Source organism: Thauera butanivorans NBRC 103042, assembly GCF_001591165.1.
In the GTDB taxonomy this organism is placed as follows: Bacteria; Pseudomonadota; Gammaproteobacteria; order Burkholderiales; family Rhodocyclaceae; genus Thauera; species Thauera butanivorans.
The window spans coordinates 1-21,690 of sequence record NZ_BCUG01000050.1; the positions used below are offsets into that span (position 1 = coordinate 1).

General features: G+C 63.7%; 24 protein-coding genes and 1 pseudogene. 20 read left to right on the plus strand and 5 right to left on the minus strand.

Features of this window, described 5'->3' with window-relative positions:
- The 14 genes and pseudogenes from TBU01S_RS17465 to TBU01S_RS24025 form a co-directional block, all read left to right on the plus strand.
- Positions 1–299 (plus strand): annotated as a pseudogene (locus TBU01S_RS17465) (hypothetical protein); the annotation flags it as partial.
- Between the two features lie 2 nt (positions 300–301).
- Positions 302–1,576, plus strand: coding sequence for a DUF2169 family type VI secretion system accessory protein (locus tag TBU01S_RS17470; RefSeq protein WP_068638474.1), 1,275 nt, complete (start codon positions 302–304; stop codon positions 1,574–1,576).
- Positions 1,566–1,925 (plus strand): DUF4150 domain-containing protein, encoded by a 360-nt coding sequence (locus TBU01S_RS17475; RefSeq protein WP_068638476.1) that lies wholly within the window; start codon positions 1,566–1,568, stop codon positions 1,923–1,925. The genes TBU01S_RS17470 and TBU01S_RS17475 overlap by 11 nt, the downstream gene beginning before the upstream one ends.
- Positions 1,901–3,013: a polymorphic toxin type 15 domain-containing protein gene (locus tag TBU01S_RS17480; RefSeq protein ID WP_157659189.1), complete on the plus strand. Its 1,113-nt coding sequence runs from the start codon at positions 1,901–1,903 to the stop codon at positions 3,011–3,013. The genes TBU01S_RS17475 and TBU01S_RS17480 overlap by 25 nt, the downstream gene beginning before the upstream one ends.
- Complete coding sequence (locus TBU01S_RS17485) at positions 2,989–3,669, plus strand: GAD-like domain-containing protein (RefSeq protein WP_083953694.1); 681 nt, start codon at positions 2,989–2,991, stop codon at positions 3,667–3,669. The genes TBU01S_RS17480 and TBU01S_RS17485 overlap by 25 nt, the downstream gene beginning before the upstream one ends.
- A gap of 251 nt (positions 3,670–3,920) precedes the next feature.
- The gene (locus TBU01S_RS24010) at positions 3,921–4,118 is read left to right on the plus strand and encodes a hypothetical protein (RefSeq protein WP_157659190.1); all 198 of its coding nucleotides are present in this window, start codon (positions 3,921–3,923) and stop codon (positions 4,116–4,118) included.
- Between the two features lie 11 nt (positions 4,119–4,129).
- The gene (locus TBU01S_RS17490; protein ID WP_068638482.1) at positions 4,130–5,062 is read left to right on the plus strand and encodes a hypothetical protein; all 933 of its coding nucleotides are present in this window, start codon (positions 4,130–4,132) and stop codon (positions 5,060–5,062) included.
- Between the two features lie 89 nt (positions 5,063–5,151).
- Positions 5,152–6,102, plus strand: coding sequence for a type VI secretion system Vgr family protein (locus tag TBU01S_RS17495; protein WP_068638484.1), 951 nt, complete (start codon positions 5,152–5,154; stop codon positions 6,100–6,102).
- Positions 6,092–6,631 (plus strand): DUF6484 domain-containing protein, encoded by a 540-nt coding sequence (locus TBU01S_RS17500; protein WP_068638486.1) that lies wholly within the window; start codon positions 6,092–6,094, stop codon positions 6,629–6,631. The genes TBU01S_RS17495 and TBU01S_RS17500 overlap by 11 nt, the downstream gene beginning before the upstream one ends.
- Before the next feature lie 9 nt (positions 6,632–6,640).
- On the plus strand, positions 6,641–7,747 hold the full coding sequence (locus TBU01S_RS17505) for a DUF2169 family type VI secretion system accessory protein (protein WP_068638488.1): 1,107 nt from the start codon (positions 6,641–6,643) through the stop codon (positions 7,745–7,747).
- Entirely contained in the window at positions 7,744–8,103 is a 360-nt protein-coding gene (locus TBU01S_RS24015; RefSeq protein WP_157659191.1) for a hypothetical protein, read from the plus strand. Before TBU01S_RS17505 ends, TBU01S_RS24015 begins: the two co-directional genes overlap by 4 nt.
- Complete coding sequence (locus TBU01S_RS24020; RefSeq protein WP_157659192.1) at positions 8,100–8,786, plus strand: hypothetical protein; 687 nt, start codon at positions 8,100–8,102, stop codon at positions 8,784–8,786. Before TBU01S_RS24015 ends, TBU01S_RS24020 begins: the two co-directional genes overlap by 4 nt.
- Positions 8,787–8,802: 16 nt before the next feature.
- On the plus strand, positions 8,803–10,401 hold the full coding sequence (locus tag TBU01S_RS23225) for a PAAR-like domain-containing protein (RefSeq protein WP_083953695.1): 1,599 nt from the start codon (positions 8,803–8,805) through the stop codon (positions 10,399–10,401).
- Complete coding sequence (locus tag TBU01S_RS24025) at positions 10,358–11,386, plus strand: beta propeller repeat protein (protein ID WP_157659193.1); 1,029 nt, start codon at positions 10,358–10,360, stop codon at positions 11,384–11,386. Before TBU01S_RS23225 ends, TBU01S_RS24025 begins: the two co-directional genes overlap by 44 nt.
- A gap of 122 nt (positions 11,387–11,508) precedes the next feature.
- On the opposite strand, the gene TBU01S_RS17525 is transcribed toward TBU01S_RS24025, so the two are convergent.
- The gene (locus tag TBU01S_RS17525; RefSeq protein WP_068638496.1) at positions 11,509–12,498 is read right to left on the minus strand and encodes a bile acid:sodium symporter family protein; all 990 of its coding nucleotides are present in this window, start codon (positions 12,496–12,498) and stop codon (positions 11,509–11,511) included.
- 136 nt (positions 12,499–12,634) lie between these two features.
- On the opposite strand from TBU01S_RS17525, the gene TBU01S_RS17530 reads away from it, so the two are divergent.
- The 3 genes from TBU01S_RS17530 (at position 12,635) to TBU01S_RS17540 (ending at position 15,262) form a co-directional block, all read left to right on the plus strand.
- Entirely contained in the window at positions 12,635–13,423 is a 789-nt protein-coding gene (locus TBU01S_RS17530) for an AraC family transcriptional regulator (RefSeq protein WP_068638498.1), read from the plus strand.
- Positions 13,424–13,592: 169 nt separating this feature from the next.
- A complete protein-coding gene (locus TBU01S_RS17535) occupies positions 13,593–14,720 on the plus strand; it encodes an AI-2E family transporter (RefSeq protein WP_068638500.1) in 1,128 nt (375 codons plus the stop codon).
- Positions 14,721–14,779: 59 nt separating this feature from the next.
- Complete coding sequence (locus TBU01S_RS17540; protein WP_068638502.1) at positions 14,780–15,262, plus strand: YbaK/EbsC family protein; 483 nt, start codon at positions 14,780–14,782, stop codon at positions 15,260–15,262.
- A gap of 26 nt (positions 15,263–15,288) precedes the next feature.
- On the opposite strand, the gene TBU01S_RS17545 is transcribed toward TBU01S_RS17540, so the two are convergent.
- Positions 15,289–16,158, minus strand: a complete 870-nt coding sequence (locus tag TBU01S_RS17545; RefSeq protein WP_068638505.1) for a toll/interleukin-1 receptor domain-containing protein — start codon at positions 16,156–16,158, stop codon at positions 15,289–15,291.
- 1 nt (position 16,159) lies between these two features.
- Positions 16,160–16,966 (minus strand): hypothetical protein, encoded by an 807-nt coding sequence (locus TBU01S_RS17550; protein WP_088178895.1) that lies wholly within the window; start codon positions 16,964–16,966, stop codon positions 16,160–16,162.
- A gap of 438 nt (positions 16,967–17,404) precedes the next feature.
- On the opposite strand from TBU01S_RS17550, the gene TBU01S_RS17555 reads away from it, so the two are divergent.
- Complete coding sequence (locus TBU01S_RS17555) at positions 17,405–18,289, plus strand: class I SAM-dependent methyltransferase (protein ID WP_068638507.1); 885 nt, start codon at positions 17,405–17,407, stop codon at positions 18,287–18,289.
- Positions 18,290–18,385: 96 nt separating this feature from the next.
- Here the strand turns inward: TBU01S_RS17555 and TBU01S_RS17560 are convergent, their stop codons facing one another.
- Complete coding sequence (locus TBU01S_RS17560; RefSeq protein ID WP_068638509.1) at positions 18,386–18,877, minus strand: RrF2 family transcriptional regulator; 492 nt, start codon at positions 18,875–18,877, stop codon at positions 18,386–18,388.
- Positions 18,878–19,000: 123 nt separating this feature from the next.
- Here TBU01S_RS17560 and TBU01S_RS17565 point away from each other — a divergent pair, with 123 nt between their 5' ends.
- Positions 19,001–19,357 (plus strand): hemerythrin domain-containing protein, encoded by a 357-nt coding sequence (locus TBU01S_RS17565; RefSeq protein ID WP_068638511.1) that lies wholly within the window; start codon positions 19,001–19,003, stop codon positions 19,355–19,357.
- A 77-nt stretch (positions 19,358–19,434) separates the two neighbouring features.
- Positions 19,435–20,589, plus strand: a complete 1,155-nt coding sequence (locus tag TBU01S_RS25010) for a methyl-accepting chemotaxis protein (protein ID WP_068638513.1) — start codon at positions 19,435–19,437, stop codon at positions 20,587–20,589.
- 42 nt (positions 20,590–20,631) lie between these two features.
- Here TBU01S_RS25010 and TBU01S_RS17575 read toward each other — a convergent pair whose 3' ends face one another.
- On the minus strand, positions 20,632–21,615 hold the full coding sequence (locus TBU01S_RS17575; protein WP_068638518.1) for a D-2-hydroxyacid dehydrogenase: 984 nt from the start codon (positions 21,613–21,615) through the stop codon (positions 20,632–20,634).
- Between the last annotated feature and the right edge of the window lie 75 nt (positions 21,616–21,690).

The window sequence follows — 21,690 nt, forward strand, 5'->3', positions numbered from 1 at the left end:
ACCTGCAGAACGTCGGCCTCGGGCGCATGGAGAACGTCGGCCTGGGCTACAGCCTGAACGTCGGCATGGCCATGAACACCCTCGTGGGGCTCAGCCAGACCAGCCAGATCGGCATCGACAAGACCACCACCGTGGGGCAGCACCTCACCTTGCAGGCGGGCGAATCCATCACCCTCAAGGTCGGCGCCTCCACCCTCGTCATGAAAGCCGACGGCACCATCACGATCAACGGCAAAAGCATCGATGTCGTCGGCAGCGAACACATCGGCCTCGACTCAGAGCGGATCGACATCAATTGACCATGAACGGCCCGGACAACACGCTTCCCGCCCCCCTGGCGAGCGCCCCGCTGCCGGAGGTGAGCAACCACACCCCCTGGCCGAGTCAGTATTTCCAGCATGTCGACCCGCAGGGCGAGCTCTTCCACGTCATGGTGTGCCGGACGACCTACAGCCTGCGCACGCTGGACGCCGGCGCGGGCGCCGTCCCCGTGCCGGAACTGCTTCCACCCGAAGAACAGGCCCCGCTGTGCGAATCGGACGAATTCCGCCTTGGCGTCAACACCTCCAGCCTCATCCAGGAGAGCGACTACGCACCGTACAAACCCAAGTGCGACGTCCTCGTCGTCAACGCGCACGCCTACAGCCCCGGCGGCAGACCCAAGGATCGCTGGGCGGTCGGCTTCGCCTTCGGCAATGCGATTTACAAGGTCCTCCAGGTCACCGGCCCGCGCCACCAGACAAAGGGGATGCTGGGCTGGTCGCTCACCGCACCCGAGCCCGCCACGCAAGTTCCCATCCTCTACGAGCTGGCCTGCGGCGGCCCCAATTCCATCGCCCTCCAGAACGTACTGGAACGGCTCGAAGATGCCCCGGGCCTGAGTGAAGCGGACAGGGACAAGGTTGCCCGCGCCCTGGCGCGCATGCCCGCCTACGACGCGGTCAATCCCATCGGCTGCGGCCGTAATCCAGCACAGGTGCTCGAGGCGGTTGGCATGGTCCGCGACGTGCAGCACCCGTCCGCGCCCGATTGGGAACAAGTCGAAGCGGCCCTGCACCTAGCACCGCAAATCGAGCTACCCGACAAGCCATTCAAGGGCCAGGACGACTATCCGGCACTGGGGCTGGGACCGATCGGCCGCTGGTGGCAACCCCGGCTCAAGCTGGCCGGCACGCACGACGAGACCTGGAAAGCCACGCAGTGGCCGAAGTCGCCGCTCGACCACGACTATCGCTACTGGAACTGCGCGCCCCAGGATCAACAGATCGACTATCCCCAGGGCGGCGAAATCATCGCGCTGGCCAATCTGACGCCAGACCCGCCCGCCAACGGCGGCGGCATCCGCTTCGCCCTGCCCCGGCAAGACCTGCAGTTGCTGTTGCGCCTGCAGGCCGGTCCGCTGTTGTTCGCACCGATGCACATCGACACGGTCATCATCGATCCAACAGCCGCCACCCTTTCGGTGGTTCGCCGTGCCACGGTCAGCGCGCGCACCGGAGTACGGGCACTCGAACTCGGTACCTGGCCGCCAGGCACACAGGCGTATTACACACCGGAGACGGCGCATGGCCGATGAGAACATCGTCTCCAAGGATGGCCGCTTCCGTCTGGTCAGCCTGGCACCCGACGTGTGCATCACTCCCAGCAAGAAAGGCTCTCCGGTGCCCTACCCCATCACCCATACGATGGACCAGAGCCAGCAGTGCTCGCCGAACGTCTTCCTGCAGGGCAAGCCCGTCTATCTGCACAACGAGAGCTTCGTCGATAAGGTCAAGGGCGACGAACCCGGCGCGGGCAAAGGCGTCGTCTCGGGCACGCATACCACCATCAGCCACAACATCGACAAGAGCAGCAACGTCTTTGTCAATGGCCAGCCCATCGTGCGTACCGGCGATTCGGTATGGATGAACTGGAAGAAGCCATGAGCGGCAAGCGCCCCACCGTCTCCGCCCAGGTCAAGCCCAATGCTCAGCCCACCCCCGGGCCGATGGGCAACACCCAGGGGATCATCGTCCCCGATACCGGGTCGAATCCGCACGGCAACAGCGCACCGCCCATCCAGGCCACCGCCAAGGAAACCGGCTGGTGGGGGCGCTGGGGCAGCGCCGTCACTCACGGGGTGCTCGACGTCGTCGGCCTCATCCCGGTGGTCGGCGAGATAGCCGACGGGGCCAATGCGTTGATCTATCTGGCCGAGGGTGACACAGTCAACGCCGCCCTGAGCGCAGCGGCGATGGTGCCCGGGCTGGGCATGGCCGCCACCGGCGCCAAGGTCGGCAAGCGGGCTGTCGGCGCCGCCGTCGAGGGCACTGGCAAGGCTGTCGGCAAAGAGACCGCCCAGCAGGCATCCCAGCAGGGGGCAAAGAAGACTCAAGGTAGCGGCGGCGGGAAGGATAGGGCGAGAGGTCGAAGGCAACGCGTCAAATGCTTCTGCCCCCAAGACCGAGCCAAAGGTGGACGTGATGAGTATGATCGCCAGCTCAAGCACCAACAGGACGGCATCAACGCCATGAGCGTCGATGAGTATCTTGCCCAGCGCGGTGGCTTTACCGGAACAAACCCTTGCACGGGGCAAAGTGTCGCGAAGGCACCTGGGCGTGATCTTTCTGTCACAAGGAAGGCAAAGAATCAGCGACAAAAAGAGCAGACACAGCGATATTCTGATCAGTTTCGTGATCAAGGCCTTGGGCGTAGCGATGCCAAGCGGATGGGCTCAGCCAAAGCCAAACGCGAACGCGACCAGACAAATCCCTTGCACAATCAAGATATGGTTGCTGGCGGCAGGGATGTAATCGGTGACAACGGTGTGTTGAGCGATGCCGATTTCGGCTTCAGCGATACCAACCAACATATTGGCAGTCAGTGGCGAGGCGATCGGATCAATTCAATGGATGCCGAGGCCTGCCGACGGAAACAGGCCGGTGAAGGTAATGAGAAAATGAATGTGGAGCTGCGCGCCTGCGGTAAACGTGAAGCCCGGGCAGCCGGATGCAAACCCAGCCCAAGGAAATGATGATGACAAATTACCGTTTCGATGAAGATTTTGACGGTTTTCTGGAAGACTTTGGTGAGCCGCACGACAGCACACCCATCCCGGAGTCGGTGATTGAAACATACCGCGGCAAGCTTCCCGAGCAACTCTTCGTGTATTGGCGAGCAGTAGGCGCTTGTGGTTTCCACAATGGTCTTGTATGGATGACCAACCCTGCTGAATATCAGGACTTACTGGACATGTGGCTGGATGGAAGCCCGTTTGAGAACCGCAACGATTTGAGCGTGATTGCCAGAAATGCTTTTGGATGCCTTTACGTATGGGGTAAATCCAAAGGTAAGGCTATTATTATAGACCCTAATTTGAATATCATTTTTTACGACCCTCTGAACGATTCCACTCCACTCGACGACGCTCGGGAAGCAATTAAGCTTCAACGTTTTTGGGGACACAGCGATATTGAATATTTTGACGAAACAGACGAATCAGAGAGCCCGATGTTCACCCGAGCACTCAAGGCCCTTGGTCAACTCAAGAGTGACGAGATGTATGGCTACAAGCACCGTCCGGCCCTGGGTGGAAAGGAAGTCGTCAGTAATCTGGATATCGTGAAGCTGGAGGTCTACCATCACATCGCGCAGCAGATGGAGCCGCCGCAGGTAATCACCCTGAATTAGTCGCAGCCGTGGTTTTCGCCATTTACATCACGCGATCATCATAAACTTCCAGCCCTGCCACCTATCCGACTCCCTGCATGGTGATAAGCCATGCAGGGAATTTTTCTTTTCGAATCCCGGCCAAGACGGAAACAATTGGTGTGACCAACTCTCAACGCCCTAGGAAGGGAGCAGCGCGCCTTCTCTCTCCAGAGATCAGGCCGGTATGGGTGAGGAAAAATATACGAATGACCGCTTGACACGAGTGGCTGATGGCAAAGATAACTATGGGAAAATACCGGAAGCAAAAAAATGCCAAGACCGCGCGCGAATGGATAAACGAAGCGAAAGAGGCAGGAAAGCCTGTAGCCTACCAAAAACGTGAAGTCTTTATCGACGACATCTCGAAGGGATGCGCGAAGAATCCGAACAAACCTTCCCGCTCAAAACCCTGGCTTGCCAATGAATAAGGAATTGATACATGGATAGCAAGAGAGAAGTCGTCAAGTTGCAGAAGAATGTCAGCAAATGGCTCAAGCAATGGATTGTCAATCCAACCCTGATCCGAAACTTCAGGGATAGACCCCCCGGTTTGTTTGAGGCCTATCTGGCCGGTGAAGATGAAATTTCTCTTCTCGGTAGCCGTGCTCGAAAAATTTATTTCCGGCATCTTGTCCACTACGAGCACGCAGTGTTGAACGAAGGCAGCAACGGATACACAGACCTAGCTCTTGCTGTGCGCCATGCCGAAGCCTATATCCACTTCGAGACGGCCTTCGCAGAATTCAATGGGGGCGGTTCAGTGCTCCAGAATGAAGCCGTACTCTATTTCTCCCTTGCCGTCATAGCTGGCTGGAAAGATGCCGCGAGCCGGATCGGTCAAGCCTTGATTCGCGGCCTCGACACCTCCCTGCTCGATTTGCGGCATACGGATCGGCACCGCGCAGGGGAAATTTACCGCCACTTCTGGTTCATCCTGCGCCTCTATGCCCAAGCCGGTGGGCCGAAATTCGACACCTCGCTCTACTCCTACCCTCCCGATATGAGCCCGTATGCGACTGTGCTCGACGACTGGCTCACTACCGATCCGGGCAAGGTGCACGACTGGGTATGCGCGATGGCCGACTTCCATGCCCAAGAGGCCCGTAATACCGCCCATGACGAAATCGACGAGTTCGATGCCGAAGACGTCATGCTGTTCCCCTACGAAATCCTATGCTGGCTACGCCTCCGTGAATGGGCGGGACTGGAGAATCCCAAGCGTTTCGATCATCCCTTGATGCAGCAGCCGCTGGCGCAACTGCCAGCGCCCGTGCCGCTGGACGTGCCAGCCACCCCGCTGCTCGATCAGGTCATTGTCAGATTCCGGCAGGAGTTTCCGGACAGTTTCATCGGATGGGTGCCGGCTCAGTAGTTTCGAGCTCACTTCTTCTTTGTAGTCGATTATGCAAAGACCAAATTCTCCGTATGCTGGGGAACTCACTTTTACACACCTCACCCTGAGTGGCCTCGGGCTTCGGCGCCATCCACCTGCCGCGCATCGGCCAGGAAGTCATCGTCGACTTCGAGCACGGCGACCCGGACCGCCCGATCATCACCGGGCGCGTCTATAACGCCGAGCAGATGCCCCCCTGGGCGCTGCCGGCCAACCAGACCCAGTCGGGCATCCTCACCCGCTCGAGCAAGGGCGGGGCGGCCGGCGCCGGCCTGCGCGACGGCGCGGGCGACGCCAACGCGCTGCGCTTCGAGGACAAGAAGGGCGCCGAGCAGGTCTGGTTCCACGCCCAGAAGGACTACCTGACCGAGGTTGAGAACGACGAATCCAAGTGGGTCGGCAACGACCGCAGCAAGGAAATCGACCGCGACGAGTTCAACACCATCCACCGCGACCGCACCGAGATCGTCGATCGCAACGAGAAGATCGACGTCCACGGCTGGCGCACCGAGACGGTCGACCTGGACGAAACGCTGACCGTGCACCAGAACCGGACCCGCACGGTCGATGGCAACGAATCGCTCACCATCCACAAGAGCCGCAACAAGACCGTCGACAAGAACGAGACCGACCGCATCGGCAAGAACTGGTCCATCAAGGTCGGCAAGAACAAGACCGAGACCATCGCCATGGCCTATATGCAGAACGTCGGCCTCGGGCGCATGGAGAACGTCGGCCTGGGCTACAGCCTGAACGTCGGCATGGCCATGAACACCCTCGTGGGGCTCAGCCAGACCAGCCAGATCGGCATCGACAAGACCACCACCGTGGGGCAGAACCTCACCCTGCAGGCGGGCGAATCCATCACCCTCAAGGTCGGCGCCTCCACCCTCGTCATGAAAGCCGACGGCACCATCACGATCAATGGACATGACTGCACGATCACGATGACGGGCGAACAAGTCGTCAAGGCCGATGGCAACATCACGATGAAAGGAGCCAAGATCCTTGAAAACTGATCCGCATGCCGAAGCATCGCCGCTGCCTGCAGCGACGCCTCCCGAAAGCACGCTGCAAGTGCTGCTGGAACGTGAAAGCCTCCGGCACAGCCTGCCGAGCCAGATCGATGGGTTGACGATCGGTACGCTGCACCATCTCGACGACACAGGTCTTGCGCAGGTACAAGCGGACAGTTTCAAGGAAGGCCCCTTTCCTGCCCTCTCCATGGTCCCGCTCAGGCAGGAAGATGTCGGGGCCACACGGTTCGTGCTGGGCTTTCAGGATGGCAACCCCCGCAAACCCGTGATTCTGGGACGGGTCTGGGTGCCGCCTGCGGATACGCCAGTTGCCCCTGAATCGACGGAAGCCCGCACCGAATCGTCCCCACGCCGAGTCGTTGTGCAAGCGGACGAGGAACTCGAACTTCGTTGCGGAGAAGCCGTGATCCTGTTGCAAGCCGACGGGCGCATTCAGTTGCGTGGCCGCTACATCACCAGCCACGCCGAGGCGGGGCAGCGCATTCGCGGCGGCTCCGTGCAGATCAACTGAGCAGCGCGCATGGAACTCGTCTGCCTCTCCAAACACCTCGACGTGGCCCTGTCGACCGCGCTGGACGTCACTGGCCGCGAACACCTGGTCGTCGTTGCCAAGGCCACCTGGCGCATTCCCGAGCCTGGCCAGCGCCCACGCCCCCTGTCGCCGTGCCCGCTGGTCGTCAGCGACGAGTACTACGGCGCCCCGGGCGAAAGCGCAATGCGTTATGGCGACGACTTCGTACGGCACAAACCCCGTTGCGACCTGCTCTTCGACGCCTGCGCCCATGCACCCGACCAGCGACCGCTCAAATATCTCGAAGCCGAAGTGCGTATCGGCGCCTGGCACAAGACCGTCTGCGTCACTGGAAACCGCCAGTGGCAACGGGGCGTGCTCGGCCTGACGCCTTCCGAGCCCGCGCCTTTCACGACGCTGCCGCTTCACCATGGGCACGCTTTCGGTGGCATGCGCCATTACCAGGACGGCAAACACGTTCATTGCGAAGCCTTCGAGCACAACCTCGCCGGCATCGGCTGGGGTGGGCCGAAGACATGGCACACCCTGGCAGGCGAGCCGATCGCAAATCTCCACGCACCGGGCAAGCCCATCAAAAAGCCCAACGACGATGCACTGATGCCGACTGCACTCAGTGCCATCGCCCGGCACTGGGCCCCCCGCAACCAGTATGGGGGAACCTATGACGACGCCTGGAGGCGCGAGCTTGCCCCGTTTCTGCCGGAAGACTTCGATGAACGGTTCTTTCAGTGCGCGCCGACGGATCAACAGATTCCTTATCCTGCTGGCGGAGAAACAGTCACGCTCACCCATCTGCTGCCCCGCCACCCCACATTGAGCTTCACCCTGCCCCGCTTCGACGCACTCAGGGTGCGTATCCTGCGCACCGATTACAGCACCGAAATCCTCTCGCCACCGGTCGATACGCTGTTCTTCGAAACCGAGGCAGGCCGCTTCTCGGCCGTCTGGCGTGCCAGCACCCCCATACGCCGCCGCATCCATGAGTTCGACACCGTCGCGGTCGGCAACGTCGATCCGGCCTGGTGGGACGCCCGACGCCTGGGGCTGGACGGCGTGGGCTGCCCAGGTTGCGGACAAGTGCAGGAGGCCGCATGAGCGTCATCTCTCAAACCAATAAATCGCGATTCATGCCCTTGCGTGTTGCATCGGCCGGTGTCTGCTGCTCGGTGGGCAATGACACGGCGTCGACGTCAGCTGCCATCCGGGCACGCCTGAATCATTTCCGCCAAGGCAGCTTCGTCGATACGGCAGGTGAACCGATCAATGTTGCAATGCTTTATGACGTTCCCACCTGGGGGCAGTCGCGCCTGCAACACATGTACCGCTCTGCCATGACCGAATGTCTTGCCGGCTTGCCTTTAACTTCTGACCAGCTTCCCCCATCATTCTCATCGGTGCGGAGCGGGAGCGCGGTACCCGATTTCATCGCGATATCATCGACCTCCTGGTGAGCAATCGCCCAGAGGAGGATTACGACCCTCGTACTATCCTCGGCTGCCTGGGCAAAGCCGGCATCGCAGATGCACTCCTCGGTGCCGGCAGTATGTTTGCGGGAGAAGCACCGCCGGAATACGTCATCATCGTTGGTGTGGACAGTTTCCTGGATGCGGCAAGCATTGAACATTTTCTGGCGCAAGAGCGCATCCGTTGTTCGATCAATCCGGACGGGTTCATTCCGGGAGAAGCCGCGGCCGCCATTGCGCTGACGCCTCGGCAGTCAAGCGGACACGCCCTCTGGATTGAAGGCGTTGGCACCGCCCATGAGCCGGCCAGCCCCTTTGATGAAGCTACGTCGCTACGCGCCATGGGCCTGACGAAGGCGCTGCGTAACGCATTGCAAAGCGCGAACTGGAGCGCTGATGACCTCCTGTTCCATGCCAGCGCCATTGGCGGCGAGCAGTGGTACTTCAAGGAGGCCGCACTGGCCATGGACCGGGTCATGACGCGGAAAGTGGCATACTTTCCCCACAGGGTTGCCGCTCAATCGGTTGGCGAAATCGGTGCGGCCTTTGGTCCGCTGATCCTGTCCTGGATCGGCGCTGAAATGGCGCCCGATGACCTCGGCACTCGAGGCTTACTGCATCTTGGCAACGAGAACGGGCAGCGTGCTGCTCTGGCCATCCATCACCGCTAAAAGGAAATGACGCGCCATGGGCACGCACGTTTACGCCAACGACCTGGAAATCGCCTGCAAATCGACCGATGGCGTGGCAACCACCGCCTTCCCCGATCCGTGCTGGAGTCCTCCTCCTCCCAAAAGCGGGCCGATACTCGTTCCCTACGGCAATGTCGCCTTCGCGCCGGACATCACCAACGGCACCTGCACGGTATTCATTGCAGGCGAGACGGTAGCCATCGAGGACAAGGCCTACTTTTCCACCAGTACAGGCAATGAACCTGCTACCGAAGCATTTGCCAAAGGTGACAAAACCAGCGTCATCAAGGGGAAAGCCTATTTCAGGTCCTGGTCCCTGGATGTCGTTTTTGAAGGACTAGGCGTGGATCGGCATACCGACATGGTCAGCCACAATCATGGCTCCATGCCATCGAACACGCCGCTGTTCCCCTATATTTCTCGCAGCTGGATATGGAACCATGATTGCGCAAAAGAAGAAAAACGTATCGCACGCGCCTGCCAGCCTGACAAGGAAAGTTCGGATACTAAAAAAGAGATTCAAGGGAAAAGCAAAATTTCAAGAATCCTGCAGGGCCGCAAGCAGCGCAGCGACGTTGGGCGCCGCGACGGCAGTGGCTGGCACTGGACGGACGACCACTGCGCAGGGCTGGAAGTCAGTCTGGACTCCATTGAAAAGGCCAAGGAGTACGCTGACCAACTGGCCGATCTTTTTCTAGCTCTGCCCGATGAACTCAACGCCATGAATGTTCTGGAGTCCGTCCTGACGGATCTAGCAACCAACGCCGCCATGAGAGCGGCAGCCAAAGTAGGCGCCAAAGCCGCTGTCAAGCAATTGGCAGGTTCTTCCCTGCCCGTCCTGGGCAATGCCGCCATGGGCGTATGGAGTGCCGTAGACGCCGCAATTGCAATTGGCGACGTTGCTGAAATAAAGGCCACAGCCAACGAAGCATTAGAGCAATTGGACATTCTGCGGCAAAAAGGAAACGATCTGCAGTCCCTGGCGGACAATTTCAAGAACTTAAAGAGTCTTCCACCAGACGAACAACTTTCCAAAGCACAAGAAATTGCCACCGCGGGACAGGACATGCTTGCCACTCTCAATGCCTGCACCCGCGCCCGAAAGTGCAACCTCGTACCCTATAGTGCTGACGGTGCCGGCAACCCGACTGGTGGCAGAAGACGCTCGAACGTCGAGTCCGCGAGAGGCGGTGGATGCTGCAAAGGACAAACAGGACACCATCTGATCTATGGGGCCATGGCTCGTGGCGCATGTCCCAATTACGACCACAATGTAGCCCCAACGGTCTGCGTGGAAGGCACCAGCCAGAATTTTGGCAGCCATGGACGTGTGCATGACGCAATGGATAGACAGGTCGGAGCTCTGGCAAGGAACGGTAAAGTCTCAGGCGACGGCACCATGAGTGTGGATGACGCAATAAACGCTGCTGCGAACTCTCATGCCGAAGCGTTTCCACTTTCAAAGTGCTCAAAGAAATGCATCAAAGCACAATTGGAATCATACTACTCGCAAATGTGTAGAGGCAGTAGACTTAAAGCAGTAAACAAGAATGGAAACCCCGTTGAGACAGACGGAAGCGGCGGATCGATTTAATCCCATCGAGGCAAAAATGAAATACATAAAGAAAGATTTGTGGGCTAAACATTTCCAGTCATGGCACATCACTGACTGCGCAGTTCGCGAAAAAAGCGTCGTCTATTTTTGCCTTAGAAAAAAAACATCTCCTGAGGAAGCATCATTAATTTTTGATCATGACATAAGAAGTAAACTATTCGTGCTCAGCCTATCCTCTCCCACAGGAGATAGGTTCGGAGCCACTACACTCGAAGGTTACAATAAACCCAGAGTCGGCGTTTCCCGCAAACCACTTCCTCAAGGCCTGCTTGTTTCGCGTAACAATGACGGCCAAGTGAATATTATGGGTGGCGGCGTTGATACTGCTGATGAATTCATTGCCCCCGGCAAAGTCCCCATGACCGCACGGGTGAAGTGCATCAACGACTATGCTTATTCAGTCGGAGGGGGAAGAGCTATCTATAAGCGGGAGGATATCGGCAAATGGATCAAGATCGACGCTGGCTTCCCCGCAGTCGAGGCCGATACCGCCCAAGGCTTCAACGACATGGATGCCTTTAGCGAAACCGACATGTATGCCGTCGGCGGCCACGGCGATGTCTGGCACTTCGACGGCAAGCTGTGGACCCAGCAAGGCTTCCCCAGCAACGTACAGCTGGCCACGGTCACCTGCGCCGGAGATGGCCAAGTCTATATTTCCGGTGAAGGTGGCAGCCTGTGGCGCGGAAAACTGTCCACATGGGAGCTCATTTATCAGGGCGCCTCCTCCATTCTGTGGAATGACGTACTGTGGTTCGACGGCAAGCTCTGGCTCGCCTCCGACTATCAGGCACGCACCTGGGACGGCAAGCAACTCCAGCCCATCACTCACAACGGCCAGCAAATACCAATCTACGGCCATATGGACGCCCACGACGGCCTGCTTGTCATCGCCAGCCCCGAGGTCGTCAAAGCTTATGACGGCAAGGAGTGGAGAACCCTTGTGGCATCTTATCTGGATTGACCCAAGCTCGGAATCGGCGCTCATACCCGCCATCATCTCCCAGTGGACACCAAACGCCAGTTGACCGCATGAGCGGCTGGAAACCACCGACGCGGTACTCCACCCAGCGTAAAACCCCTCGGTCAGCGCGCTATGACCACCACCTCGCTGCCATCACGCTCCGCATAGCGCCGCGCCATCACCGCGCACACCATCAACTGGATCTGGTGGAACACCATCAGCGGCAGGATCGCCAGGCCCACGGTCGAACTGGCGAACAGGACCTGGGCCATCGGCACGCCGGTCGCCATGCTCTTCTTCGAACCGCAGAAGACGATCGTGATCTCGTCCTCGGTATTGAAGCCGAATCGGCGGGCAAGCCAGGTGGTGGTGGCAAGGATCAGTGCGAGCAGCACGATGCAGCACCCTGTCAGCAGCGCCAGCGCCGGGACCGGGACCGTGCGCCACAGCCCTTCCAGCACCGCCGCGCCGAAGGCGGTATACACCACCAGCAGGATCGAACCCTGATCGACGTAGCGCAGCCAGCGCTGCTGCTGCGCCACCCAGGCGCCGATCCACGGCCGCAGCGCATGCCCGGCCACGAAAGGCAGCAGCAGCTGGACGCCGATCTTCAGGATCGACTCGCCCAGCGGCATGCCGGCGCCGGTGCCGCCGAGCACCAGACCGGCCAGCAGCGGCGTGACCACGATGCCCACCAGGCTCGATGCCGATGCCGCGCACACTGCCGCCGGCACGTTTCCGCGCGCGATCGAGGTGAAGGCGATCGCCGACTGCACCGTGCCCGGCAGCAGGCACAGGTAGAGCATGCCGAGCCACAGCGCGTCGCCCAGCAGCGGCTTCATCAGCGGCTGCAGCGCCATGCCGAGCAGCGGGAAGAGCGCGAAAGTGCATAGGAAGACCAGCAGGTGCAGGCGCCAGTGCATCGCGCCGTCGATGATCGCGCGGCGCGACAGACGCGCGCCGTGCAGGAAGAACAGCAGCGCGATCCCGGCATGCGTCAGCCCGTCGAAGAAAGCCACGTACCGGCCCTGTGGCGGCAGGATCGTGGCGAGCACGACGACGGCGATGAGAATGAGGGTGAAGCGATCGAACAGCAGTTGCAGGAATTTCATTTTTTGTTCGGCGGAGTGGTGGGATCGGGAGAGCAGCAGGCCCGGGATCGGACACGCGGCATGCTTGCATGCAAGCCTAACGGCTGGCGATACTGCCGGCTAACGCCAATCGAACGACCGATGTCGCTGACCGGACATGCCACCCTGCCCTCCGGAAGACCTCGCCACACTCACCCGCCTGCCGCGGCCGATCTATGGCCATGCCGAATCGCTGACCAACCGCGCGCTCGGCTACCCCCACGCCCATCCGTGGATCCAGTTCGCCCATGCCACGGCCGGCGTGCTCGACGTGCGCACCGACGCGGGCCGCTTCATCGCGCCGCCGCAGCGTGCCGTGTGGATTCCCGCCGGGGTCGTGCATCAGGTGCGCGGCTCGGCGGACACCGTGATCCGCAGCCTCTACATCGAACCTTCTGCCCTGCCCGACTCGCAAGGCGGCTGCCGCGTGCTCGCGGTCAGCCCGCTGCTGCGCGAACTGGTTCGCGCCTTCGGTGAATTGCCGGCCGAATACGAAGAAGAAGGCCCTGGCGGGCGGCTCGCGGCCGTCCTGCTCGATCAGGTCGCAGGCGCTCCCGCGCTCGGCCTGATGCTGCCGCTGCCGCAGGAGCCGCGCCTGCGCCGGGTATGCGAAGCCTTCGAGGCGGAACCCGATTCACGCGACGGGCTGGCCGTCTGGGCACGGCGTCTGGGCTGCTCGGAACGCACGCTGGCACGGCTGTTCCGCGCCCACACCGGCCTGAGCTTCCGCCGCTGGCGGCAGCGCCTGCGCCTGATCAGCGCCTTGCCGATGCTGGAGGCCGGCGAGCGGGTCACCGACGTCGCCATCGTCTGCGGCTACGATTCGGTGTCGGCCTTCATCGCCAGCTTCCGCGAGCATTTCGGCACGACGCCGGGGGAGTTCGCAGGCGCACGCGCGGTCGATTGAATCTCCGCTCGCAGGCCCCCTCGGCAGCACAGATGCGAGTACCGCGGGAAGCATGTAATGTCGCAGTTGTCTTCGCATCGTCCGACACCCCGTCCGGAGACGGCAAGGACGGCGGCGAGCGTTGCGCGCGCCATCGCCTCCTCGCGATCCAGCGTTCCATGGAGTCCAGATGATCGACCAGGTCGCCGAGAAAATCATCCGCCGCATCATCCTCGGCCTGCTGCTCGGCGGGCTGCTGGTACTCGGCTATGCGGTGCTGCAGCCCTTCATCGTGCCGGTCGCCTGGGCGGTCATCATCGCCTATGCGACCTGGCCGCTCCATCGCCGGCTGAAGCGCCGCATGCCGCGCCGCCCGGGCCTGGCCGCGCTGCTGATGAGCCTGCTGCTGAGCGCCGCCGTCGTGCTGCCCGCGCTGTGGCTGGCCAGCCTGCTGCGCAACGAGTTGGGGCTGGCGATCGCCGCCATCACCGCCGAAGTCCGCCACGGCACGCTCGCCCTGCCCGAGTTCGTCCGCAACCTGCCCTGGATCGGCGACGATCTGCAGCAATTGCTCGACGAACTGACGCACGACCCCGAAGCCTTGCGCGTCCAGTTGACCGACTGGGTGCGGCAGGGCGCGGACGTGGCGGTGGCGCTGATCGGCGACGTCGGGCGCAACGCAGCCAAGCTCGGCTTCGCGCTGATCACCGTGTTCTTCCTGTATCGCGACGGCGAGCGCCTGCTGCAGCAGGTACATCGATTGCTGCAGCGCTTCCTCGGCAAGCGGGTGGACGACTACCTGGCGGCCGTGGGCTCGATGACCAAGGCGGTCGTCTGGGGGCTGGTCGCCACCGCGCTCGCGCAGGGCTTCGTCGCCGGCCTGGGCTACTGGTGGGCGGGCGTGGCGGCGCCGGTGCTGCTCGGCGCCATCACCGCGCTGATCGCCATGATTCCCTTCGGCACGCCTTTCGCGTGGGGCTCGATCGGCGCCTGGCTGCTGATCAGCGGCGAAACCGCGGCCGGCATCGGCCTGCTGCTGTGGGGCGCGCTGGTGGTAAGCTGGGTCGACAACCTGGTGCGGCCGCTGGTGATCAGCAACGCCACCCGCATTCCCTTCGTGCTGGTGATGTTCGGCGTGCTCGGCGGCCTGGCGGCGTTCGGCCTCGTGGGCCTGTTCCTGGGGCCGGTGGTGCTGGCGGTGCTGATGGCGGTATGGCGCGAATGGATCGAGGATTCCGACCTGGGCGGCCACCAGCCGGACGCGCGGGAACCGGATGCGGCGCGTCCACCTTCCGGCACCGACCGGCCGGCCAGCTGAAGCGCGCGGCATTTCGCCTTATCCTTGCACGCTTTCGCCAATCACCCCGTACGCCTCACATGAAACCCGCTCAGCACCCCACCGCCCTCCGCACCCAGCAATACCTTGCCGACGCCGGCGTGACGGCACAGGTCGTCGAGTTCGAACAGCCCACTCGCAGCAGCGCCGAAGCCGCCGCGGCCATCGGCTGCAGCGTGGCCGAGATCGCCAAGTCGGTCGTGTTCCGCGGCAAGGAAAGCGGCCAGGCGGTCGTCGTCGTCGCCAGCGGCGACAATCGCGTCAGCGAAACCAAGGTCGCGGCGCTAGTCGGCGAAAAGATCGGCCGCGCCGACGCCGACTTCGTGCGCGAAGCCACCGGCTACGCCATCGGCGGCGTTGCCCCCATCGGCCATGCCCGGCCGGTCAGGCTGCTGCTGGACACGGACCTGCAGCGCTTCACCCGGCTGTGGGCCGCCGCCGGCACGCCCTTCTCGGTGTTCCCGCTCAGCCCCGCGCAACTGCAGGCGCTGACCGTCGCCGAATGGAGCGACGTCAGGCAATAAACGGCGGTTGGCGGCCCTGCCTGCCCTCAGGCGCGCAGCGCAGCGATGAGCTTTTGCATGTCCGGCTTGAAATCGGGGTCCGGCCTGACCGGCAGCGCAGTCTTGTAGGCCAGTTCGCTCAATGACGGAGGCAACTGCGCTTCGGCCGGCATGGCCGCGCCCTGGACGAGCAGCGGCACCACCCGCCGTCCCCGCGCCAGCGCGGTCTCGATCTCGATCCTGACCATGTCCTCCGGGTCGTCGATGCGGCGCCCGCCATCGGCCGCGGCCGGCGCAAGCCAGCGCACGCCGATCACCACCAGCACCACTTCGGCCGCGTCGAGCGCACGGCCGATGACCGTCCGATAGTCCTCGCCCGCGGCCTGCCGATCGACATCCAGGAACAGATGCTCATCCTCGAAGCCCTGCCTCAGGTAGTCGTGAATGCGGCCCACGCTCTCGCGGCTGTCGTCCCTGCGGTAGGAAATGAAAATGCCGAGGCTGGACTTCGGCTCGTCCGCCAGCACCCCGGTCGGCCAGCGCACCAGGCGATGCGTGGCATATGCCGCGTAGGCCAGCAATACCGCCAGCCAGGCGATGAACTGCACAGCGGATTCGGGCACCGCAATGGCCAGCAGGCCGAACAGCACCGCAGCCAGGAAGGACGCCGCGACGGTGACGAAGCCCAGCTTGCGCGCATGCGGCTTGCGCAGGCTGATCATGGTGCCGAACGCGAAGGCAAGCAGCCCGACCATGCCTCCGGTCGAAATCACGATCCATTCCCCCAGCGCGGCTGCATTGGGCAGCCAGGCCAGGGTCGCCGCCGTGGCGAGCAGGCTGGCGAGCGCGAACGACAGGGAAAACTGCGCCAGCCGGCGCAACACGCTCCACCCCGCATCCACGCTCGTGCCGTCCATCTCAGCGCACCGCCAGAGCCTGCCACAAACCCGCTTTCTCGAGATGCATCCGCCCTGTCGCGGGACTCGGCATTCGCACGCTGGCCTGCGGCTGCTCGCCCCGGCGCTCGAATTCATAGATCAGGGCGGTCGTATAGTGGCGCGCACCGTAGGGCTGCAGCGCAATTCCCTCGGGCAGACGCAGGCCACCGCCCGTTACCCATTCGCGCGCCTCGGCGGAGGTCGGCGCACGCTCGGCCGCGGCAAAATCCTCGTCGGTGACGGCAAACACGATGACCCGGTAAAAACCTGGCGGCGCATTGAACAGCGCACGGATGTGGTCGATGAAACCTTCGCGCACCCGGGCGGCCTCGACGGTCCAGCGCGCGGGCGGCTCGAAGGACGAGGCATCCTCCCGTATCCGCTCGATGCGCGACACCAGCGCGAAGCCGCCCGGTATCCGGTAATAGCTGCGCTCGCCGTAGCCGGCGGCATCGAATGCACGCTCCAGGCGCACGGCCACGTCGCCCAGCACCGGCGCTTCGCCCTCCGCCAGCCATGCGCGCTCGATGGGAGAAAACGCCGAATAGCGCGGAGGCGGCCAGGGGAAGCCGGGCAGCGCGGCGGCGGGTGGTCCGCCGTTCGCGGGTGGCCCACCGTTCGCGCTCGGCCGCGGCCTTGCGGTCGGCGGCAAGGTCTCCCGGCCAGCGGACGGCGCCGTGGCCGGCAATTCCGCCGCAGGTGGCGGCTCCATCGCAGACGGCGGCTCTCCGCTATCCCCCGGGTCCGGCGCGGATGGCGCTTCCCCCGCCGGCGGAGGCGCACTCATTGGCGCCTCCTCGCGCGCACCGCACCCGGCGAGCGACAACAAAAACACCGCCAGCAGAAGCACCATGCCCGCCCGACAGGCCCTGCCAAGAGAAGGCGGAATCGAAGTGCGAGACATTCGGCAAGCATCGAACGCATTCATGTTCGCCCCCTCCCCCACGGCACGTCGGCAAACCGGTATCGGCAGGCAACAACCAGGCCCGCTCCCGCCTTGCTTCATGCTAGTCCACGGCGGCGGGCGGCGCACGGCGCCAGTGCCTGGACGACGCCCAGCCCCCATGACGCTCCGCCGACCGCATCCGACCTGCCGCCCCCGTTCGCGCACCGCCGGCCACGGGCGCGGCGGTGAAGCGGCAAGCAGGCGATGCTTGGACACGCCGCGGGACCAGGGTACATTTGCGCGCTCCACCGCAGCACGGCCCCCGCGCCCGCCCCGCCGATGAACGCCCAGCACCCCGAAATCCGCCCCGAGCAGTCGATCGAGCTGCTCAAGCAGCTCCACATCCTGACCCGCGACGGCAAACTGAACCAGGACAGCCGGCGCAAGCTCAAGCAGGTCTATCACCTGTACCAGTTCATCGAGCCGCTGCTGGCCGAAGCGCTGGCCGCGCGGCCGGACATCCAGCTCGTCGATCACGGCGCGGGCAAGTCCTACCTCGGCTTCATCCTGTACGACCTGTTCTTCAAGCTGCACGCACCCGCCGGCCGCATCCACGGCATCGAGACGCGCGACGAGCTGGTGATGAGCTCGCGCCGGCTGGCCGACAAGCTGGGCTTTTCCGGCGGCATGCGCTTCCACAAGCTAACGGTGGCCGAATCGATCGGCTCGGACCGCCTGCCGGAACGCATCGACGTCGTCACCGCGCTGCACGCCTGCAACACCGCCACCGACGACGCGATCCGCTTCGCGCTGGAAAAACGGGCGGGCTTCATCGTGCTGGTGCCCTGCTGCCAGGCCGAAGTCGCCGCCGTGCTGCGCAAGAACAAGCAGCAGGCGCTGCGCGACAGCCTCGCCGAGCTATGGCGCCACCCCATCCACACGCGCGAATTCGGCAGCCACGCCACCAACGTGCTGCGCTGCCTGCAGCTCGAATCGCACGGCTACCAGGTCAGCGTCACCGAACTGGTGGGCTGGGAGCATTCGATGAAGAACGAACTCATCATCGCCAGCTACAAGGACCTGCCGCGCCGCCGCGCCGCCGAACGCCTGCGCGCCATGCTGCAGACGCTGGGACTGGAAGAGCTGGAAGGGCGCTTCTTCGCCGGCGAGCTGATGGGCAGCGAACCGCGCGGCACCGCCGCCGATGCAGGCGCAGCGGACTGAGCCCCCCGCTCAAGCTCCCGGCGCAGCGTGGCCGGCGCGGCGCACGGCCGCGAGCAGCGCCGCAGCGGCTGCTCCGCCCCGCCCACGCCGGACCGTTCAACGCCGCCCTGCAGCCGTCCGGATCGGGATCGCCGGCCTGCCTGATGCAGGATGCGGCTCGTCCAGACCGAGCGCCCTCTGCAACTGCCCGTCGTGGCCGAGGAGGTCGGCAAGCGTCGTCCGGTCGAGCTCGGCCAGAAAGGCCTGCAGAGCCTGTCCCAGCGCACCCTTGAGGCGGCAGACGGAATCGAGCAGGCACCGGGAGCCGGTGCCGAAGCACTCCAGCAGCTCGAGGCAGGGCTCCATCTGGCGAACCACTTCGCCGAGGCCGATGGCAGCCGGCGAACGCGCCAGCATCAGCCCGCCGCCTTTTCCCCGCACGCCATCCACGAAGCCTTTGGCCACCAGTTCGGTGACCACCTTCATCAGATGGCTGCGCGAGATCTCGAACCGCTCCGCCACTTCCCGGATCGTGACGCGCCGCTCCGGACAGGCGCCGAGATACATGAGCAGGCGGAGAGCGTAGTCGGTGTGCTGGGTGATGTTCATGCGGGCATCGCTCCGGCAGTCGCTGGATCAGGAACGTGAAAATTCAACACCAATAGATTCATTTTTGTTGACTCTTTAAGAGAGCCATTTAACATCAATCCCGACGCCGCCGGAAGATCCAGCATGAAACGCCACCCCAAGCTCATCCAGCTGTCCCGCGAACACCACACCGCACTCCGCCTGGGGCGGCATCTCGTCGCCGGCGGTGCCGCGGACGAACTGCGCGCCGAGCACGCCGCTCTGATGGCGCACTTTGACGAGGAAGAACGCGACCTTGCTCCCCTGCTCCAGAAGCATGGCCAGTTCGCCCTGGCCGAGCGCTTGTACGCCGAACATGCACAGCTGCGCACGCTGTTTGCCGCCATCTCGCATGGCACGGGCGAAACCGAGGCCGGACAAGCACTGATCGCGCATGTGCGCTTCGAGGAGCGCGAGCTGTTCCCGGCCATCGAAATCCTGTTCGCACAAGCCGGCGCCTAACGCCCGCCCCGGCACCGACACCCCACCGTTCCATACGACGCCTCCGGCCCGCCCCGGCCCCCTCTCCCGAGCGCAACATGTTCTTCTCCCGACAGAAAGCGAACCTACGCCGCAGCGAAGCCGAGAACCAACTGCTACAGCAAGCCAATGCAAGCCTGCAGGCGCGCGTGCACGCCCTCGAAGCGGAGCAGATCGGACTGCGCGCCGAAGCCGAAGCCCTGCGCCGCGAACGCACCATCCTCGATGGCGTTTTCGCGAGCCTGGGAAGTTTCGGCAACTCGCTCGGCGGCGTGCAGGAATCCTTCTTCCGGCTCGCGACGACGCTCAACGACGAAAAGGCGTCCGCCCTCGAAGCCGCCGCTCACTCCGATTCAAACCGCACGGCCTTCGAGCAGATCGCCGGCAATCTCCACACCATGTTCGAGCGCATGGACGCGGCATCGAAGAACGTCACGACCCTCAGCCGCCGCGCCGACGAGATCGGCGGCATCGTCCGCCTGATCAAGGAAATCGCCGACCAGACCAACCTGCTCGCGCTCAACGCCGCGATCGAGGCCGCACGTGCCGGCGAGGCCGGACGGGGCTTCGCCGTGGTCGCCGACGAAGTGCGCAAGCTGGCCGAGCGCACTGCCAGCGCCACCACCGAGATCGCCTCCCTGGTCGAAAACATCCGGGACGAGACGCGCACCGCACGCGAAGTGATGGAAGCCGGCGCGGAAGACGCCAGCCACTACGCCACGGACAGCGCGCAGGCGGTGCTCAGCATGAAGCAGTTGCTCGATCTGTCGCGGCGGATGGAGCAAGCCGTGACCTCGTCGGCGGTGCTCGCAAACGTGGAACTCGCCAACATCGACGAACTCACCCTGAAACTCGAGGTGTACAAGGTCTTCCTCGGGGTTTCCACGCTGCGCGCCGACGCCCTGCCCGACGAGAAGCACTGCCGGCTCGGCCAGTGGTACTACGATGGCGAAGGCCGCGAGCGCTTCGCCGGCCTGCCCGGCTACGCCGAGCTCGAAACGCCGCATCGCGCAGTGCACGTGCATGCACTGCGCGCCGTCGAACTGCACGCACAGGGCAGACTGGAAGACGCGCTGACCGAATTGCAGGCCATGGAAAGCGCGAACCTGACCGTGATGCGGGGCCTCGAGCGGATGCTGGAAAGCAGCGTCGCGCGCAGACGCCCCGGCCCATCGGATCCCTCCGGAGGCGGCAGGAGGGGCGGCAGCCGCTGAAAACGCCCGCCGGCAAGCGCATCACGGCAGGCCGGCATCGCTTCAGGCGCGCCCCGGCGTGCCTGGCCAGGCCTGCACCAGATTGCTCGGTCTGCCGGCGACGAAGTTCTCGATGTTGTCGATCAACTGGTTGGCGAGCGTCTGCTGCGCCTCGTCCGACGCCCAGGCGACGTGCGGCGTCAGGATCACGTCGGGGCGGGCGGCGATGCGCAGCAGCGGGCTGCCGGCCGCGGGCGGCTCGCCGTCGGCGACGTCGAAGCCCGCGCCGCTGATCAGGCCCTCGTCCAGCGCCTGCGCCAGCGCATGCTCGTCCACCAGCCCGCCGCGGGCGGTATTGATCAGCAGCGGCCGGCGCCGCATGGCGCGGAATTCCGCCAGGCCGATCATGCCGCGCGTGGCCGGCGTCAGCGGGCAATGCAGGGTGATGATGTCGCTGTCCGCCAGCACCTCGTCCCACGGTGTGTACAAGCGGCCGCAGCCGGTCTTGCCCTTGTGCGCGGCGAACAGCGGCTGCATGCCGAAAGCGCGCGCGATGCCGGCGACGCGCTGGCCGAGATCGCCCTCGCCGATGATGCCCAGCCGCGCGCCGTGCAGATCGCGGATCGGGTGGTTGAAGAAGCAGAACTGCCCGGACTTCTGCCATTCGCCCGCCAGCACGTCGTCGCGGTACGGGACGAGGTTGCGCCGCAGCGCCAGGATCAGGGCAAAAGTATGTTCCGGCACGGTATTCACCGAATAGCCGCGGATGTTGGCCACGGCCACGCCGAGGCGCTGGCAGGCGGCTTTGTCGACCTGGTCGGTACCGGTCGCCGCCACCGCGACCATGCGCAGCGAGGGCAAGCGTTCGAGCACCTCGCCAGGCAGCGGCACCTTGTTGGTGATCGCGATCGTCGCCCCGTCCAGGCGCTCGGCCAGCTCGGCGGGCGTGGTGCGCGCGTATTCCACGTAGTCGTGGGTGAAGCCGGGGCGGCGCACGCGGATCTGCGGCGCCAGCGTGTCGCGGTCGAGAAAGACGATCTTTTCCATGGTCGGCTCCTGCGGGAAGAAGGTGGGTTGGGCGCAGCCATTATCCGCGAGTCGCCGCACAGCTGTGTGCTGGCC